The 16184-nt window shown below is 69.7% G+C and carries 19 protein-coding genes and 1 tRNA gene; 15 read left to right on the plus strand and 5 right to left on the minus strand.

Annotated elements, in window-relative coordinates; all coding sequences use genetic code 11:
- Positions 1–721, minus strand: a 721-nt coding sequence (gene selA / locus HYU53_00695; protein ID MBI2219711.1) for an L-seryl-tRNA(Sec) selenium transferase, incomplete at its 3' end; no start/stop codon positions are given.
- Positions 722–760: 39 nt separating this feature from the next.
- Between selA and HYU53_00700 the strand changes: the two genes are divergently transcribed.
- Positions 761–1207 (plus strand): hypothetical protein, encoded by a 447-nt coding sequence (locus tag HYU53_00700; GenBank protein MBI2219712.1) that lies wholly within the window; start codon positions 761–763, stop codon positions 1205–1207.
- A gap of 6 nt (positions 1208–1213) precedes the next feature.
- Complete coding sequence (locus HYU53_00705; protein ID MBI2219713.1) at positions 1214–1795, plus strand: hypothetical protein; 582 nt, start codon at positions 1214–1216, stop codon at positions 1793–1795.
- Positions 1796–1859: 64 nt separating this feature from the next.
- Here HYU53_00705 and HYU53_00710 read toward each other — a convergent pair whose 3' ends face one another.
- On the minus strand, positions 1860–2066 hold the full coding sequence (locus tag HYU53_00710; protein MBI2219714.1) for a cold shock domain-containing protein: 207 nt from the start codon (positions 2064–2066) through the stop codon (positions 1860–1862).
- A 170-nt stretch (positions 2067–2236) separates the two neighbouring features.
- Between HYU53_00710 and purH the strand changes: the two genes are divergently transcribed.
- Positions 2237–3817: a bifunctional phosphoribosylaminoimidazolecarboxamide formyltransferase/IMP cyclohydrolase gene (gene purH, locus HYU53_00715; GenBank protein MBI2219715.1), complete on the plus strand. Its 1581-nt coding sequence runs from the start codon at positions 2237–2239 to the stop codon at positions 3815–3817.
- A 2-nt stretch (positions 3818–3819) separates the two neighbouring features.
- Positions 3820–5436, plus strand: a complete 1617-nt coding sequence (locus HYU53_00720) for a glycosyltransferase family 39 protein (GenBank protein ID MBI2219716.1) — start codon at positions 3820–3822, stop codon at positions 5434–5436.
- Positions 5437–5508: 72 nt separating this feature from the next.
- On the opposite strand, the gene rfaE1 is transcribed toward HYU53_00720, so the two are convergent.
- Both rfaE1 and HYU53_00730 read right to left on the minus strand, forming a co-directional pair.
- Positions 5509–6495, minus strand: coding sequence for a D-glycero-beta-D-manno-heptose-7-phosphate kinase (gene rfaE1, locus HYU53_00725; GenBank protein MBI2219717.1), 987 nt, complete (start codon positions 6493–6495; stop codon positions 5509–5511).
- Positions 6492–7712, minus strand: coding sequence for an O-antigen ligase family protein (locus HYU53_00730; protein ID MBI2219718.1), 1221 nt, complete (start codon positions 7710–7712; stop codon positions 6492–6494). The genes rfaE1 and HYU53_00730 overlap by 4 nt, the downstream gene beginning before the upstream one ends.
- Before the next feature lie 24 nt (positions 7713–7736).
- Between HYU53_00730 and HYU53_00735 the strand changes: the two genes are divergently transcribed.
- Positions 7737–8795, plus strand: coding sequence for a glycosyltransferase family 9 protein (locus tag HYU53_00735; protein MBI2219719.1), 1059 nt, complete (start codon positions 7737–7739; stop codon positions 8793–8795).
- Here HYU53_00735 and HYU53_00740 read toward each other — a convergent pair.
- Positions 8761–8931, minus strand: coding sequence for a Trm112 family protein (locus HYU53_00740; GenBank protein MBI2219720.1), 171 nt, complete (start codon positions 8929–8931; stop codon positions 8761–8763). The genes HYU53_00735 and HYU53_00740 overlap by 35 nt on opposite strands.
- On the opposite strand from HYU53_00740, the gene HYU53_00745 reads away from it, so the two are divergent.
- From HYU53_00745 to dnaB, 10 genes are all read left to right on the plus strand, one after another.
- Positions 8930–9742 (plus strand): hypothetical protein, encoded by an 813-nt coding sequence (locus tag HYU53_00745; protein ID MBI2219721.1) that lies wholly within the window; start codon positions 8930–8932, stop codon positions 9740–9742. The genes HYU53_00740 and HYU53_00745 overlap by 2 nt on opposite strands.
- Positions 9739–10683 carry a 4-(cytidine 5'-diphospho)-2-C-methyl-D-erythritol kinase gene (ispE, locus tag HYU53_00750; protein MBI2219722.1) on the plus strand — a complete coding sequence of 315 codons (945 nt, stop codon included), beginning with the start codon at positions 9739–9741 and terminating at the stop codon, positions 10681–10683. Before HYU53_00745 ends, ispE begins: the two co-directional genes overlap by 4 nt.
- Positions 10684–10783: 100 nt before the next feature.
- A tRNA-Gln gene (locus tag HYU53_00755) sits at positions 10784–10858 on the plus strand.
- Positions 10859–10901: 43 nt separating this feature from the next.
- Entirely contained in the window at positions 10902–11849 is a 948-nt protein-coding gene (locus tag HYU53_00760) for a ribose-phosphate pyrophosphokinase (GenBank protein MBI2219723.1), read from the plus strand.
- Positions 11850–11940: 91 nt separating this feature from the next.
- Positions 11941–12600: a 50S ribosomal protein L25 gene (locus tag HYU53_00765; GenBank protein MBI2219724.1), complete on the plus strand. Its 660-nt coding sequence runs from the start codon at positions 11941–11943 to the stop codon at positions 12598–12600.
- A 77-nt stretch (positions 12601–12677) separates the two neighbouring features.
- The gene (locus HYU53_00770; protein MBI2219725.1) at positions 12678–13301 is read left to right on the plus strand and encodes an aminoacyl-tRNA hydrolase; all 624 of its coding nucleotides are present in this window, start codon (positions 12678–12680) and stop codon (positions 13299–13301) included.
- Between the two features lie 101 nt (positions 13302–13402).
- The gene (rpsF, locus tag HYU53_00775) at positions 13403–13843 is read left to right on the plus strand and encodes a 30S ribosomal protein S6 (protein ID MBI2219726.1); all 441 of its coding nucleotides are present in this window, start codon (positions 13403–13405) and stop codon (positions 13841–13843) included.
- Positions 13843–14145 (plus strand): 30S ribosomal protein S18, encoded by a 303-nt coding sequence (locus tag HYU53_00780; protein MBI2219727.1) that lies wholly within the window; start codon positions 13843–13845, stop codon positions 14143–14145. The genes rpsF and HYU53_00780 overlap by 1 nt, the downstream gene beginning before the upstream one ends.
- Before the next feature lie 112 nt (positions 14146–14257).
- Positions 14258–14710: a 50S ribosomal protein L9 gene (locus HYU53_00785; GenBank protein MBI2219728.1), complete on the plus strand. Its 453-nt coding sequence runs from the start codon at positions 14258–14260 to the stop codon at positions 14708–14710.
- Between the two features lie 113 nt (positions 14711–14823).
- Positions 14824–16158: a replicative DNA helicase gene (gene dnaB, locus HYU53_00790; GenBank protein MBI2219729.1), complete on the plus strand. Its 1335-nt coding sequence runs from the start codon at positions 14824–14826 to the stop codon at positions 16156–16158.
- Positions 16159–16184 lie beyond the last annotated feature (26 nt).

Raw genomic sequence — 16184 nt, forward strand, 5'->3', positions numbered from 1 at the left:
CGAGCGCGGGCCGCTCGGTGAAGCCGCTTACGCGGAAATTCGACGGGTGCACGCGGAGGATGAGGGCCGTGCGATCGCTGATCGCGGCGGCGTAATCGGCCGCGCGCGTGCGGTTGGTCGTGCCGACCTCGCGCAGCAGCGCGCCGGACTGCGCCAGGACGTCGGGCACGCGGAACCCTCCGCCGATCTCCACCAGCTCGCCGCGCGAGATCACGACCTCGCGGCCGTGGGCGAGCGCGGCCAGGATGACCATCGTCGCCGCGGCGTTGTTGTTGACCACGACCGCGGCGTCGGCGCCCGTCAGGCGGCAGAGCAGCCGCTCGGCGTGCGTGTCGCGCGCGCCGCGGCCGCCGGCCGCCAGGTCGAACTCGAGGTTCGAGTAGCCCGACGCGACGTCCGCCGCCTGCGCGGCCGCGCGGGAGCTGAGCGGCGCGCGCCCGAGGTTCGTGTGGACGATCACGCCGGTGGCGTTGATCACGCGCCGCAGCGACGCGGCGGCGAGCGACGCCACGCGTGCCGCCACCTCGCGCTCGATCGCCGAGGCGGCCGCGGCGTGATCCGCGGGAATCCCGGATCCGGCCGCCATGCGCGCGCGCAGCGCGTCGGTTTCCTCGCGCAGCGCGTCGACGACGAGCGCGTGGCCGTGCCGCGCTTCCAGCTCGCGCACGGCGGGGCGCTGCCGCAGGTGTTCGATCGACGGAATCACTCGGTAATCTGGCATTCCGGGCGGATTCAGGATACCATCACGGTTCCCCTCCACATGACCGACAGCGCCCCGCGGCACGTGTCCGACGAAACGCCAGAGGCCAGGCCGGCCGCGCGCCCGCTGGAGCGCTACTGGCCGTACGTCGATTTCCCCGAGTACCCGAGCGAAGAGGAACTGGCCGCGCTCGATCCGGATCTCCGCGAGGTGCTCTTCGGCGTGCCGCCGGGCCCGTTCTCCATCACGGTCGTGTTCCCCCGCCTCGAGGGGGCGGAGTACGAGCGCGCGCTCGAACTGGCGAAGCGGGCCGCCGAGTACAAGGAGACCGGCGAAGGCGCCGCGTTCCGCCATCGCGCGCGGTTCCTGCCGAGCGACGCGCTGGCGCTGCGCGACCTGTTCGACATCGCCGGCCGCGACGACCGCACCGAAGTCCTCATCGACGATCGCCCGGTGCCCTACGCGCGTGAGCTGTGGCTCCCGCTCGTGTGGTTTCTCATCCGGTGATCCGCCATGCCGGACGCTGACATCCAGCACGACCTGAAGCTGCTGGAGACGGAGCTCAAGAAGCTCGAGGCGGAGTACAACATGTTCTTCGCGGGCCGCCTGCCGCGTCCGCCGTGGGAGACGCGGGGGCGGGTCGAGTCGCTGATCAAGCGATGGGACCGCGCGCACATCCAGACGTCGATGGACCGCTTCCGGTTCAACACCCTGCAGACGCGGTTCAACACGTTCGCCGACCTGTGGGACCGCGGCCTCCGCGCGCGCGAGGAGGGCAGGCCGGGACCCTTTGCCGTGCCCAAACCGCCGGAGCCGCCGAAGAAGCCGGCCAGGCCGGAGGCGAAGGTGGTGCACGTGGCGTCGTTCACCGACCCGATGCGCGAGATGGACAAGCTCCACGCGCTGTACGATTCGCTGATGGATGCGCGCCGCGCCGGCGGGGAAGACATCGTCCCGTTCCACAAGTTCACGGCCCTGGTGAAGGACCAGGTGAAGAAGATCCGGGAGAGCGGAAACGCGGAAGTCGCGTTTCGCGTGGCGGTGAAAGAGGGGAAAGTCACCTTCACCGCGCGCGGCATGAAGGGGAAACGGTAGCGGCCAACAAAAAAGGCCGGCGCGCGTCGTGCGCACCGGCCTAACGGGTTTGTCCTGGGTGGTGTTAGCTCGCCTTCGTGACGTTGCCAGCCTGCGGGCCTTTGGGGCCGTCAACGATTTCGAACTCAACCGCCTCGCCTTCCTCGAGCGTCCGGTAGCCATTGCCCTGGACCGCCGAGAAGTGCACGAACACGTCGCTGCCCCCCTCGCGCTCGATGAAACCGTAACCCTTGGCGTTGTTGAACCACTTGACCTTGCCTGTAATGCGCATCGTGCTTGTCCTGTCTTGCTTGCGCGGCCCTCGGGCCGCGCCGGTTTTCCCGGCAGATGTGACGTGCCGGGGATCAAAAAAAAAGACCGCGAGAGCGCGGTCTCGTCGTGCTGCGCTGGCCCGCCCAGCGCTACTAAGATATTGGCAGTAAGCTCAGGGGTTGTCAATACATGCGTGCACTCATAAGTGTTTCCGACAAAACGGGTTTAGTCGACCTGGCCCGGGGCCTCGCGGCCCGAAATGTCGAGCTCGTGTCCACCGGCGGCACCGCCAGAACCCTCCGGGAGGCCGGGCTTCCGGTCACCCCGATCTCCGACCTCACGCGGTTTCCCGAGATGCTCGACGGCCGCGTGAAGACCCTGCACCCCGCCGTTCACGGCGGCATCCTGGCGCGGCGCAGCCGCCCGGACGACATGGCCACGCTCGCGACCCACGCGATCACCCCGATCGACCTGGTGGTGGTCAACCTGTATCCGTTCGCCGCCGCCGCGGCCCGGGAGGACGTCGGCGTTCCGGCGCTGATCGAGGAAATCGACATCGGCGGCCCTTCGATGCTCCGGTCCGCCGCGAAGAATTTCCAGGATGTCCTGGTCGTCGTCGATCCCGCCGACTACCGTCCCGTGCTCGAGGAGCTGGCGAGGGACGGCGGGCCGAGGCGGGAGTTCAGGCTCGAGCTGGCGCGCAAGGCGTTTGCGCACACCGCCGCGTACGACGACACGATCGCGGCCACGCTCGGAACGGTCAGCGTCGAGGCGAACGGATACACGCGCACGCCGCCGGTGAAAGACGGCGCGCTGCCCGCGGCGATGCGCGTGGGGCTCGCGCGCATCCGCCCGTTGCGTTACGGCGAGAACCCTCACCAGCTCGCCGCGTGGTACGCGCAGGACGCCCGCGCGGGGTTCGCGGCGGCCCAGGTGATCCAGGGCAAGGAGCTGTCGTACACGAACCTGCTCGACCTGGATGCCGCCGCGCGCATCGCGCTGGAGTTCGCCAGGCCCGTCGCCGTCGTGATCAAGCACACGAACCCGTGCGGCGTGGCGACCGGCCTGACGATCGCCGAGGCCTACCTCCGCGCGCGCGAGGCGGATCCGTTGTCGGCCTTCGGCGGCATCGTGGGGCTGAACCGCCCGGTCGACGCGGAAACCGCCACAGCGCTCACCTCGACGTTTCTCGAGGCCGTCGTCGCGCCGTCGGTCCACGACGAAGCGAAGCCGATCCTCGCGGCCAGGACGAATCTCCGGGTCGTGATTGCGGACTTCAGCGCGTTCGCCGCGCGGCGCGTCGTCGATCTGCGGTCGATCCTCGGCGGCGTCCTCGCGCAGGAGCGCGACAGCGTCGAGGAGGCGCGCGCGCAGTGGCCCGGCGGCGGCCTGAAGGTCGTCACGGCGCGCACGCCGTCCGCCGTCGAGTGGGAGGCGCTGCGGTTTGCGTGGCGCATCTGCGCCCACGTGAAATCGAACGCGGTGGTGTTCACCGGCCGCGATCGCACCCTGGCGGTCGGGGCGGGGCAGATGAGCCGCGTGGACGCGGTGAAGGTGGCCGTCATGAAAGCGGGCAGCGCGCTGCGCGGATCGGTGGCGGCCTCCGACGCGTTCTTCCCGTTTCGCGACGGCCTCGACGCGATTGCCGGGGCGGGGGCGACCGCCGTCGTCCAGCCCGGCGGATCGGTTCGTGACGCGGAGGTGATCGCCGCGGCCGACGAGCACGGCCTCGCGATGGTCTTCGCCGGCATCCGGCACTTCCGTCACTGAGCATGCCTCGCCGTCCGCTGCTCGTCGCCCTGCTGGCCGCCGCCGCGCTGCCGTACTTCATCGGCCTGGGGGACTCGTCGATCTGGGACGCGAACGAGGCGTTCTACGCCGAAACGCCGCGCGAGATGATCGCCGCGGGCGATTACATCAACCCGTCGTTCAACGACCTCCCGCGCTTCAACAAGCCGGTGCTCAGCTACTGGGTCGTCGCCGGCTTCTACAAGGCGTTCGGCGTCTCGGTGGCCGTCGAGCGCATCCCGATCGCGCTGTCCGCGCTCGCGCTCATGGGCGTCGCCTTCGGCCTTGCACGGGCGATCAAGTCCACCGAGGCCGGTCTCTGGGCGGCGATCGCGATCGCGAGCAGCCCGCGCGTCCTCATGTTCGCGCGCCGCATCTTCATCGACATGTGGGTGACGATGTTCATGGCGCTGACGCTGCTGTGGTTCGTGCTGGCGGAGCGCAGCCCGGAACGGCGCGGTCGTTACCTGGTGCTGATGTACGCCAGCGCGGGGCTGGGCATGCTGACGAAAGGCCCCGTGGCGATCGTGCTGCCGGGGCTCGTCTTCCTCGCGTGGCTGCTCTGGCAGCGCCGGCTGGGCGACATCACGAGGATGCGGCCGATTCTCGGCGCGGCCATCGTCCTGGCGATCGTCGCGCCCTGGTACGTGGCGCTCTACGCGCAGCACGGCTGGCAGCACATCGTGGGCTTCTTCTGGGGCGAGAACGTGGCGCGCTATGCGGACGCCGTCGCGCCCGAGCGCGGCCTGCTGTTCTATCCGCCGGTCGTCATCGGCGACCTGTTCCCGTGGTCTCTGCTGCTCCTGCCCGCGGCGCTGCTGAAACCGGGACAGTCGCCAGTCGTCTTCCTCCGGCGGCTGCTGTGGCTCTGGCTCATCGTCATCGTCGGGTTCTTCACGCTGTCGGCGACCAAGCAGGACCTTTACATTTTTCCTGTCACGGTGGCCGTGGCCGCCTTGGCGGGCGAGGTGCTCGCCGGAGGAGGGACGCGGGAGCGCTGGACGCGATGGATGCTCGCGCTTGCCGGCACGCTGCTCTGGGCCGGCGCGGTGATCGTGCAGCGCGTGTTTGGCGGCGGCGGCGCGCACGACTATCAGCTGGACGGCGTGCTCGCGATCGTGGTGATCGCCGGCACGGCGGGGCTGGCCGCGACGATGCTTGCGCTGGTGTCGCGGATCTTCGCTGCAGCCCTGACCATCGCGGTGTGCATGGTGGCGCTCAACTGGGTGTTCGTGCTCCGCACGCTGCCATCGTTCGAGCGGTACAAACCGGTCGTGCCGATGTCGGACGCCATCAAGGCGCGCGCGGGGCGCGACGCCGCGGTGCTGCACTACAACGTGGCGATGCCCAGCATGGTCTTCTACCTGCAGCGGCACGTCGACCAGTTTTACGAGGACCCCGCGCCGCTGCTCGAGAAGATCCGCGCGTCGCCTGAGTACTACCTGGTGCTCGGCGCGACGGATTACGCGGCGCTCGGCGCGGAACTGCCCGCGCGCACCTGCGTGATCGAGCGCCGCCCGCTCTTCGACATGAAATTGAAGAACGTGCTGGCGGGGAAGACCTTGCCGGAATTGGTGTTGGTGACGAACCGGTGCGGGTGAAGGTGTGCAGGTGTGTGTGGCGCGGGCCTTTCAGGTCCGCGCGGGCGGGCCTGCAGGCCCGCCCCACAGGAATCATCGAAGGCTCGCCCCACAGGAGACCGCCAATTCCTGCGGCGTCACAATCGACGCCCCGAATTTCGCGACGACGACGCCGGCGGCGCGGTTGGCGAGCCAGGCCGCGTCGGGCATCGGCGCGCCGGCGGCGAGCGCGGCCGCGATCGTGGCCACGACGGTATCGCCCGCGCCCGTCACGTCGGACACCTCGCGCGCCGTCGCCGGCAGCGCGTGATCGCGGTCCCCCTCGAGCAGCCACATGCCGTGCTCGCCGCGCGTGATCAGCACGTCGGCCGAGCGCACGCGCTGCTTGAACGCGCGCGCCGCCCGGCGCGCATCCTCGTCCGTCCGGATGCGCATGAGCGTGACCGCTTCCGCCTCGTGGTGGTTGGGGGTGACGAGCGTGGCGCCCGCGTAGTAGTCCACGTGCGGCACCTTCGGATCCACCAGCACGGCAACGCGCCGGCGCCCGGCCAGCTCGATGGTCCGCGACGCGACGCGGCGCGACACGACGCCCTTGAGGTAGTCCGACATCACCACGACCGCCGCGCGCGCGATCTCGCGCTCGATGCGATCGATCACCGCCTGCTCGGTCGCCCCCTCGATCGCTCCATCCGCCTCGTAGTCGATCCGGGCCACCTGCTGGTTGCGCCGCGCGACCACGCGCAGCTTCCGCGTGGTGCACCGGTCCGGCGCAATGACGAGGCCGTCGCGCGCGATTCCCAGGCTCTCGATCTCCGACGCGAGCCGCCCGGCCGCCGCGTCCTTGCCGGCGACCCCCACGAGAATCGGCCGCGCGCCGAGCGCCTGGACGTTGTGCGCGACGTTGGCGGCGCCGCCCAGCCGGTACTCCTCCCGCTCGAACCGGACGACGGGGACCGGCGCTTCAGGGGAGATGCGCTCGACCTCGCCGAAGAGGAAGTGGTCGAGCATCACGTCCCCGACGATCAGCACGTGCTGGCCGGCAAGGCGCGAGATGAGCGTTCTCGCGTCGCTCGCGTTCATCGGGCGGCGGGCGGAGGGGCCGCGGCAGCGGCCGGCGTGTCGGCCCGGCCGCGATCGGCGGCGAAGGGCAGCGCGACGAGCACCAGGAGGAGCATGAGGAACTCGGAGTCGCCGAAGTTGTACTCGAACAGCCCCGCGGCGAGCATCGCGGCGAGCGCCGCCAGCGCGGCGGCGGCCAGCGAGGGCGTGTCGGTCACGAGGAAGCGGCGCCACACCCCGCGGGCGGCGACCACGAGGAACCAGATCCAGGCGGCGAGCGCCGGCAGGCCGCGCTCGGCGGCGATCTGCAGCGGCACGTTGTGCAGGTGCGGGCTGCTCGCGTTGACGGCGGAGGGGTGGCGGTACTGCGCGTACACGCGCGGCACCATGTTGGGGCCGACGCCGGTGAGCGGCCGATCCTTCACCATCTGCACGCCCGACCGCAGCATCGCGACGCGGTCCCGGTTCGACGGGTCGTTCACGTCGAACATCGAGTACACGCGGTCGGTCACCGTGGCGGGCGCGAGCGCCACGAACAGCGCGGCCGCAATCGGCAGCACGGCGACCATCCGGAAGTCGCGCAGCGCGAAGAGGACCGCCAGCCCGGCAAACGCCCCCACCCAGGCGCTGCGGGTCAGCGTCAGGCTGATCGCCACGAGCAGCGCCGGCATCACGAGCGCGGTCCACATGCGGTCGGTCGAGCGGAAGAGCAGCCGCGCCGAGGCGGCGATGATGACCAGCATCAGGAGGCCCGAGTAGGTCATGTAATGGCCCATCGTCCCCTGCGGCCGCCGCCCCAGCGAGTCGAACTCGAAGATGCCGTACTGCACGATGCCGGCAATCGCGCTGAGCGCGCCGACGGTGATGATGATGTTGGCGACGTGAAGCGCGCGGCGTCCTTCGGCGAGCCGGTACACGGCCGGCACGATCAGGAACAGGAGCAGCTGCCGCGAATCGACGAGGCTCGCCCGCACGTCGAGCGAGAACCCGGCCGAGACCAGCGTGAGCGCCGCGTAGGCGACGAGCGGCCAGAACAACGCCGGCACGCCGGGCCGCTCCTGCCGCCGGATGGCCGACGCGGCCCAGAGCAGCAGGCAGATGACGAGCAGGATGTCGGCGGCGGCAATCGAGAGCTGCAGCGCCGCGGCAAACCCGAGCAGCGCGAGGACCGCGCCCGATTCGAGCCGGTCGCGCGCCGATTCGCCCGCCGGCATCGTCATCATCGTCAGGGTCGCCATCGGAACGCTCTATTATAGTCAGCGGTGCAGCGAATTCTCGTGATTCGCGCCGGCGCGCTCGGCGACACGCTCATGGCCACCCCCGTGGTCCCCGCGCTGGCACAACGGTATCCGGGCGCACGGATTGATTTCCTGGCCAGCGCGCAGGCCGCCCCCCTGCTGGAGGGGGTCGCCGGGATCGGCCGCCTCGTCACGCTCCGGCAGCGGAACATCCCGTACTGGCTCTCGCCGGAGAAGCTGGCGCTCGTTCGGCGGCTGCGGCGCGAGCGCTACGACCTCGCGGTGGTGCTCGAGCACGCCCCCCGCTACTACGAGCTGGTGGAGCGCGCGGGCGTGCCGCGCGTGGCGGGGTTCCGCTTCACGCCGTTCGACCCCGCGCGGCACAGCATCGCCAACAACCTCCGGGCTTCCGGATTCGAGGATGCGGATCGACACGACTGGCGGATGTTGATCACCGCCGCGAACGAGGAATTCCCCCCCGCGAAGCGGCTGCTGGCAGACAGGCTGACCGATACGCGGGCGGATGGGCCGGCGCCTCTCGTCGGCGTGCACGCCGGGTACGGTCCGGCGCGACGCAAGAAGGACCAGGAGCGGCGGCTGCGCGGCTGGGCGCTGGACAACTTCGCCACCGTGGCGGCGCGCGCGCTCGAGCGCGGAGCGCGCGTCGTGCTGACCGGGTCGCGGGAGGATCGCCCGATCGTCGATCGTCTCGCCGCCATGCTCCCGCCGGAGCACGTGTATCCCTTCGCCGGCGAGATGACCTTGCGGCAGAGCGTCTGGTTGATTCGCCGCCTGGACGCGTTCGTGTCGGTCGATTCCGGCCCGGCGCACATGGCCGCCGCCGTGGGCACGCCGCTCGTGGTGGTGTGGGGGCCGGGAATTTTCGAGCAGACGCGGCCGATTGCGTCCGCGGGCCCGGTCGAGGTGGTGCGGGAGCCGGTGGACTGCGCGCCGTGTTACGGCACGCCGATGATGAAGGCGTGCCGCCGCAACATCTGCATGGAGGCCGTCACGCCGGACCGCGTGCTCGACGCGCTGGAGCGCGCGCTTACGGCTCGACGGTCGCTTCGTCCACCAGCATGACCGGGATGTCGTCCTTGATCGGATACACCCGGTTGCACGTCCCGCACTTGAGCGCCGCGCCGTTTTTCACCAGCGTGACTTTGGTTTTGCAGACCGGGCAGGCGAGAATATCGAGCAGTTCCTTGTCGACGGCCATGCGGAGATCTTATCAAATCGCGCGCGGCGCCCTCATCGCCTCGATCGTCCTTGCGGCCGCGTGCGCGCCGAAGCCGCTCGCGCTGCCGTCGGGCGCCGGCAGCCCGTTTGCCGCCGCGGAAGACGCGCTCGCCCAGGCGACCGGCGCGTGCCGTGGCGTGCGATCGGCGTCGGCGGAGCTGGGGCTGTCCGGGCGCGTCGGCGCGGCGAAGCTGCGGGGGCGCGCGATTGTCGGCCTCGCCGCCCCGGACCGGATCCGGCTCGAGGCGGTCGCGCCCTTCGGCCCGCCTGTGTTCATCCTGGTCTCCCGCGACGGCCGCGCCGCCCTGCTGCTGCCGCGCGACGACCGGATCCTCGACGGCGAAGCCCCCGAGGACATCGTGGCCGCGCTTGCCGGGATTCGTCTCGACCCCGCGTCGCTGCGGGCCGCGCTCGCCGGCTGCGGCATCGAGCCTTCCCGCGCGATCGCGGGTCGCGCGTACGGCGACGCCTGGGCCGCGATCGATATGGACGGCGACCGGACGATCTTCCTGCGCCGCGACCGCGAGGAGGGCGCGTGGACCGTGCGCGGCGCCGAGACGCGCGCGCTCACCATCACCTACGACGAACTGGCGGGGGCGCGTCCGGCCCGCCTCACCATCCGCGCGCGCGCCTCCGGCGTGCCCGCCGAACTCCGGCTGCGCGTCTCGCAGCTCGAGATCGATCCCGACCTCGGCGACCCGGTGTTCGCGATTGACGTTCCCGCCGGCGCCGCGCCGCTGACGCTCGGGGAGTTGCGCGCGGCCGGGCCCCTGGGAGAGCGGCGCCGGTGAAACGCCCGAAGGCGGTCGTCGCCCGCGCGCACGCCAAGGTCAATCTCGATCTTCGCGTGCTCGGCACCCGCGCCGACGGCTATCACGAGCTGCGCACGGTGTTCCAGTCGCTGGACCTGCACGACGTGGTCACCTGCCGTCCGCGTCGCGGCGCGTTCGCGATCGCGTGCCGTCACCCGCAGGTGCCCCGCGACGAGACGAACCTGGTCTGGAAGGCGGCGCGGGCGTTGTGGAAGGCGATCGGGTACGCGGGTGAGCCGCACGACACGGCGGTCACCCTGGACAAGCAGATTCCGATGCAGGCCGGGCTCGGCGGCGGCAGCGCGGACGCCGCGGCTGCGCTGCTCGCGCTGGCGCGGCTCTGGGTCGGCGGCGTGGACGCGCAGCTGCTCCGCGATGCGGCCGCCGAGCTTGGCGCGGACGTGCCGTTCTTTCTCTGGGGCGGCACGGCGCTCGGGCTCGGGCGCGGGGAGGAGATCTATCCGCTGGTGGATCTCCCGCGTCATTTCGCGGTGCTCGTGCTGCCCACCTTCGGCGTGTCCACGGCGGAGGCCTACGGGTGGTACGACGAGGAGCGCGCGGCGGGATTTCGTGCGGGTCCGGCGGGGGCGTCGGGCGCCGGCGAGATGGCGCCGCGCGATCTCCAGGTGCTGCCGGTGCCGTGGCCGAGCCGCGCGGCGCAGATGATCAACGACCTGGAAGGGCCGGTGGCGCGCCGGCATCCGGAAATCGCCCAGGTCAAGCTCCAGCTCCGGCAGGCCGGGGCGGTCGGCGCCTCGATGTCGGGCAGCGGATCGGCGATTTATGGCCTGTTTCGGACGAAAGCGGCCGCCATCGCCGCCGGAAACACCGTCAAGCGCCCGGGCTGGCGCATCCTGCTCGCGCGCACGCTGTCGCGCCTTGAATACGAGCGCGCCGCGCGGCCCATCGCACGCCGGTGACACCCCGGCGCTTGCCGAACCGCCGTTCGTTCCGCTAGACTTGTTGTTTCGACGGCATCAAACGCGTCGCGCCTAACGGCGCTCCGTGAGCGTCAGTTTGTGGGGCGTGGCCAAGCGGTAAGGCGCGGGACTTTGGATCCCGTATTCGAAGGTTCGAATCCTTCCGCCCCAACCACTGCCTTGACATGGCGCACGCCCGGCCTGACGAAACGACGGATATGAGCCGCGGACAGCTCAAAGTGTTTTCAGGGAGCGCCCACCCGGCGCTCGCCAGAGAGATTGCGGAGTTCCTCGGCGTGCCCACCGGGCACGCGAGGCTGCATCGTTTTCCGGACAGCGAGGTCGGCTTCCAGATCGACGAGAACATCCGCGGGACCGACGTGTTCGTCGTCCAGCCGACGTCGAAGCCGGTCGACGAGCACCTCGTCGAGCTGTGCGTGATGATCGATGCGTTCCGCCGCTCGTCGGCCTCGCGCATCACGGCGGTGATTCCGTATTACGGCTACGCCCGGCAGGACCGCAAGGACAAGCCGCGCGTGCCGATTTCGGCGAAGCTGGTCGCCAACATCCTCAGCGCCGCGGGCGCGAACCGCGTGCTGACGATGGACCTGCACAAGGCGCAGATCCAGGGGTTCTTCGACATCCCGGTGGACCACCTGTTCGCGGCGCCGGTGATCATCGAGTACTTGAGCAGGCTGTCGACCGACGGGCTGACGATCGTCTCGCCGGATGCCGGGGGGGCCGAACGCGCCCGCGCCTACGCGAAGCGGCTGGGCGCCGAGCTGGCGATCATCGACAAGCGCCGCAGCACCGAGACCGGGGCGGCCGAAGTGATGAACGTCGTCGGCGATGTGAGCGGGCGGACCTGCCTCCTGCAGGACGACATCATCGACACGGCGGGCACGATCGTGAAGTCGGCGCAGGCGCTGAAGGCGAACGGGGCGGCCCGCGTGCTCGCGTGCGCGGTGCACGGCGTGCTGTCGGGACCGGCCATCGAGCGGATCAAGTCGTCGCCGATCGAGAAGCTGATCATCACGAACACGATCCCGCTCAACGGCGAGGCGGCGGGGATCGACAAGATCGTCGTGCTCTCGGTGGCCCGGCTCCTCGGCCAGGCGATCCGGAGCATCCACGAGGAGACGTCGGTGTCGTCGTTGTTCGTGTAGGCGCGGGCCAGGTACCAGAGGCCAGGTACGTGAATACGTGTAGCCGCCGGCCTTCGGGCCGGCGGATGCGGATGCAAAGGCAACAGAGGATATGGAAGCAGTACTGGAAGCACAGAAGCGTGGGACGTTCGGCAAGAACGAGGCGCGGCGGCTGCGCGCGAAGGGCCTCATTCCGGGCGTGGTGTACGGCGGCCAGGGCGAGGGCACGCCGGTCGCGGTGAACCCGAAGGAGCTGATGCGCATCCTTCACTCGGAGTCCGGCGTCAATACGCTCATCAGCCTCAAGCTCGATGGCAGCGACGCCCGCGTGCTCGTGAAGGAGTACCAGCTCGACCCGATCGAGCACGCGCTCCTGCACGCCGACTTCTACCGCATCGTCCTCGACAAGATGCTCACGGTCACCGTGCCGGTCGTGCTGCGCGGCGAGCCGAAGGGCGTGAAGCAGCAAGGGGGCGTCGTGGACTTCGTCCACCGCGAGTTCGAGGTCGAGTGCCTGCCGACCGACATCCCCGAGAAGGTCGAAGTGGACATCAGCGAGCTGCTGATCGGCCAGAGCATCCGCGTGCGGGACCTGCCGGAGAGCCCGAAGTGGAAGGCGGTCAGCGAGCCCGACATGATGATCGTGCACGTGGTCGCCCTGAAGGTCGAGGAAGAGCCGGCGCCCGATGTGGCTGCGGTGGCGGCGACGCCTGCGGCCCCGGCCGAGCCCGAGGTGATCAAGAAGGGCAAGGTCGAGAAGGAAGAGGAGTAGTGGGCAGTGGGCGGTGGGCAGTGGTCAGTGTCGGTCACTGGCTGGCTGGCCACTGGCCACTGGCCACCGCCCGCTACATGAAGCTGATCGCCGGCCTCGGCAACCCGGGCCGCCAGTATGCGGGCACCCGGCACAACGTCGGCTTCGAGGTGCTCGACGAACTTGCGCGGCGGCATGGCCTGTCGTTCGACAGCGCGCCGGCCGACGCGCTGGTGGCGAAGTGGCGGACGAGGGCGGCCGACGGGGGCGTCCTGCTGGCCAGGCCGCTGACCTACATGAACCGCAGCGGCCTGGCGGTCGCCGAGCTGGCGCGGTATTACCGGATTGCGACCTCCGACATTCTGGTGGTCGTGGACGAAGTCGCGCTGGAGCTGGGCCGGCTGCGCGCGCGCGCGCGCGGATCGGCGGGCGGACACAACGGGTTGAAGTCGGTGGCCGAGCAGCTGGGCACCGAGGAGTATTCGCGGCTGCGGATTGGCGTGGGCCGTCCCCGGGGGGAGGGGCCCCCGGGATCAGGCAATGACTCGAGGCGCGATCTTGCGGATCACGTCCTCGCGAGATTCGAGGCGGACGAGCGCGGCGTGGTGGATGAGACCATCGCGCGCGCGGCCGACGCCGTCGAGACGTTCATCGCGTCGGGCATCGAGGCGGTGATGAACACGTTCAACAGGAAGGACGACCGGAAAGAGGTAGCGGAATAGATCCTCAAATCTGAAATCCTCGAATCCTCAGATTCAGATGAAGAATCGTTCGCTCCTTGCTGCCACCGCGCGTGGCGGCCGTTGAGACCAGAAGGAGAGACATGCCAGACAACCGTCAATACGAAGTCGTGTACATCGTCGCGCCGACGGCGACCGAGCAGGAGACTGCCGACGTCCAGGCGCAGGTCGAGGGGGCCGTGCAGAAGTTCGGCGGCGCCGTCGAGAAGACCGAGAACTGGGGCCGCCGCAAGCTGGCGTACGAGATCGGGCGCCACAAGGAAGGCACCTACATCATGCACGTCGTCAACGGCTCGGGCGACATGATCAAGGAAGTCGAGCGCCGGCTGCGCGTGTTCGACTACGTCGTGCGCTACCTGTGCGTCCGGGTCGACGAGGACATCCGCGTCGCGGAGCGCGTGCAGGCGGAGCGCAAGGCGGACGTCGCGCGGCGCCGCGCGGCGCGCGGGTTGCCCCCGGAGCCGGAGCCGGTCGTGCCGGCTTCGCTCGATGACGAGAGCCAGGAAGAGGCGGAGGTGCAGTGATGGCGGAAGGACATGGCGGCGGCCGCGGCGGCCGCGGCGGCGCCCGCTCGGGCGGCGCCGGCGACAAGGAAAAAGGACAGCGGCGCGGCTTCTTCCGGCGCCGGCGCGTGTGCCGGTTCTGCACGGACAAGATCGACTACATCAACTACAAGGACGTGAAGATGATCGCGCCCTTCGTGCCGGAGCGCGGCAAGATCCAGCCGCGGCGCATCTCGGGCACCTGCGCGATGCACCAGCGCAAGCTGCAGACGGCGATCAAGCGCGCGCGCCAGCTCGCCCTGATCCCTTACACCACTGAATAGTCACGTGCGGCGTGCGGCGTGCCACGTGCCACGTGCGACCGCACGTGGCACGTCGCACGCCGCACGCCGCACGTGGCACGTCGCACGTGGCACGTCGCACGTTAGAGGACCTATGGAAGTCATTTTGAGAGAGCACGTGGACAACCTCGGGCGCCGTGGCGAGGTGGTGAAGGTTGCCGAGGGCTACGCGCGCAACTTCCTGCTGCCGCGCAAGCTCGCGCTGCCGGTCACCGAGGCGAACAAGAGGCAGATCGAGCGCGAGCGCGCGAAGCTCGACGCGAAAGAGGCGGCCGAGAAGCAGGACGCCGAGGCGATCGCCCGGCGGATTGGCGCGATCGACATCGCGATCGCGCGCCGCGTCGGCGAGAACGACACGTTGTACGGCTCGGTGACCGCCGCCGACATCGCCGACGCGCTGCACCGGAACGGCGTCGAGATCGATCGCCGGAAGGTGCAGCTCGCCGAGCCGCTCAAGCAGATCGGCGAGTTCAGCGTGCCGGTGAAGATTCACCGCGAGGTCACCGCGCAGGTGAAGGTGCGCGTGGTGAAGGAAGAAACCGCGTAAACGCAAAAGGTGGAACGTCAAAGGTAAAAGGTGAAAAGCGCCAGGTCTTCTTTTTGCCTTTTGCCTTCTAACTTTTGCCTTTCAGTCTGCTACACTCGTGCCCTCTCCCCGCCATGGCCGACGCTGTCGCTGTTCCTGAACGTACTCTCCCGCACAACCTGGAAGCCGAACGCTCGGTGCTCGGCGCGATCCTGATCCACAACGACGCCATCAATTCGGCGGCGCAGGTGATCGACTCGCGCGACTTCTTCCGCGACGCGCACCGCCGCATCTGGGACAAGATGGTGGCGCTCAGCGAGAAGAGCCTGCCGATCGATTACGTCACGCTGAAGGACGAACTGGCGCGATCGGGCGAGCTGGAGGAGGTGGGCGGCCCCGCGTACGTCACGGCGCTCGTCGACGGGGTGCCGCGCTCCACCAACGTGGAGCAGTACGCGCGGATCGTGAAGGAGAAATCGGTCCTGCGCAGCCTGATCTACTCCGCGAGCCGGATCGTGACCAGCGCGTACCAGGGGGAGGAGGACGCCGAGACGCTGCTCGACGGCGCGGAGAAGGCCATCTTCGAGATCGCCGAGGGGCGCATCCGCCAGGGCTTTGTCCCGCTGCGGGACCTGGTCCACAGCAGCTTCGCCACGATCGAGAAGCTGCAGCAGCACAAGGGGCTCGTCACCGGCGTGCCCACCGGCTTCGTCGATCTCGACGAGATGACCTCCGGTCTTCAGCCCTCCGACATGATCATCGTCGCGGCGCGCCCGTCGATGGGGAAGACCAGCTTCGCCCTCAACATCGCGCAGCACGTGGGCACGACGACCGACAAGACCGTGGGGTTCTTCAGCCTCGAGATGTCGAAAGAGCAGCTCTTCATGCGCATGCTGACGTCCGAGGCGCGGATCGACGCGCACCGCTTCCGCAGCGGGTACCTCGGGGAGAAGGACTACAGCAAGCTCTCGCAGGCCATGGGCAAGCTCGCCGAGGCGCGCGTGTACATCGACGACACCGCGTCGATCGGGGTGCTCGAGATGCGCGCGAAGTGCCGCCGCCTGATGGCGGAAGCGGGGCTGCACCTGGTCATCGTGGATTACATCCAGCTGATGCAGGGGCGCGGCCGCTTCGAGAGCCGCCAGCAGGAGCTGTCGTCGATCTCGCGGTCGATGAAGGGGCTCGCCAAGGAGCTGAACGTGCCCATCGTCTGCCTCTCGCAGTTGAGCCGCGCGCCCGAGGCCCGCTCCGACCATCGCCCGCAGCTCTCCGACCTGCGCGAGTCGGGCGCGCTCGAGCAGGACGCCGACCTCGTCATGTTCATCTATCGCGAGGACCAGTACGAGAAGCGCGAAGAGAACGAAGGCGTGGCGAGCCTCATCGTCGGCAAGCAGCGCAACGGCCCGACCGGCGAAGTGAAGCTCGCGTTCCTGCGCGAGCACACGCGCTTCGAAAACCTCGCGCGGTGAAAAGTGTGACAGTCACACTTTCCGCG

The sequence above is a fragment of the Acidobacteriota bacterium genome, from assembly GCA_016184105.1.
Taxonomy (GTDB): domain Bacteria; phylum Acidobacteriota; class Vicinamibacteria; order Vicinamibacterales; family 2-12-FULL-66-21; genus JACPDI01.

Excerpts from the sequence above, each read along its gene's own strand:
- HYU53_00705 (MBI2219713.1), top strand. The coding sequence starts at position 1,214 with ATGCCGGACGCTGACATCCAGCACGACCTGAAGCTGCTGGAGACGGAG.
- HYU53_00710 (MBI2219714.1), bottom strand. The coding sequence starts at position 2,066 with ATGCGCATTACAGGCAAGGTCAAGTGGTTCAACAACGCCAAGGGTTAC.
- rpsF (MBI2219726.1), top strand. The coding sequence starts at position 13,403 with ATGCCAGACAACCGTCAATACGAAGTCGTGTACATCGTCGCGCCGACG.
- HYU53_00700 (MBI2219712.1), top strand. The coding sequence starts at position 761 with ATGACCGACAGCGCCCCGCGGCACGTGTCCGACGAAACGCCAGAGGCC.
- rfaE1 (MBI2219717.1), bottom strand. The coding sequence starts at position 6,495 with ATGAACGCGAGCGACGCGAGAACGCTCATCTCGCGCCTTGCCGGCCAG.
- HYU53_00770 (MBI2219725.1), top strand. The coding sequence starts at position 12,678 with ATGAAGCTGATCGCCGGCCTCGGCAACCCGGGCCGCCAGTATGCGGGC.
- HYU53_00740 (MBI2219720.1), bottom strand. The coding sequence starts at position 8,931 with ATGGCCGTCGACAAGGAACTGCTCGATATTCTCGCCTGCCCGGTCTGC.
- dnaB (MBI2219729.1), top strand. The coding sequence starts at position 14,824 with ATGGCCGACGCTGTCGCTGTTCCTGAACGTACTCTCCCGCACAACCTG.
- HYU53_00760 (MBI2219723.1), top strand. The coding sequence starts at position 10,902 with ATGAGCCGCGGACAGCTCAAAGTGTTTTCAGGGAGCGCCCACCCGGCG.
- HYU53_00745 (MBI2219721.1), top strand. The coding sequence starts at position 8,930 with ATGCGGAGATCTTATCAAATCGCGCGCGGCGCCCTCATCGCCTCGATC.
- purH (MBI2219715.1), top strand. The coding sequence starts at position 2,237 with ATGCGTGCACTCATAAGTGTTTCCGACAAAACGGGTTTAGTCGACCTG.
- HYU53_00730 (MBI2219718.1), bottom strand. The coding sequence starts at position 7,712 with ATGGCGACCCTGACGATGATGACGATGCCGGCGGGCGAATCGGCGCGC.
- HYU53_00765 (MBI2219724.1), top strand. The coding sequence starts at position 11,941 with ATGGAAGCAGTACTGGAAGCACAGAAGCGTGGGACGTTCGGCAAGAAC.
- HYU53_00785 (MBI2219728.1), top strand. The coding sequence starts at position 14,258 with ATGGAAGTCATTTTGAGAGAGCACGTGGACAACCTCGGGCGCCGTGGC.
- HYU53_00780 (MBI2219727.1), top strand. The coding sequence starts at position 13,843 with ATGGCGGAAGGACATGGCGGCGGCCGCGGCGGCCGCGGCGGCGCCCGC.
- HYU53_00720 (MBI2219716.1), top strand. The coding sequence starts at position 3,820 with ATGCCTCGCCGTCCGCTGCTCGTCGCCCTGCTGGCCGCCGCCGCGCTG.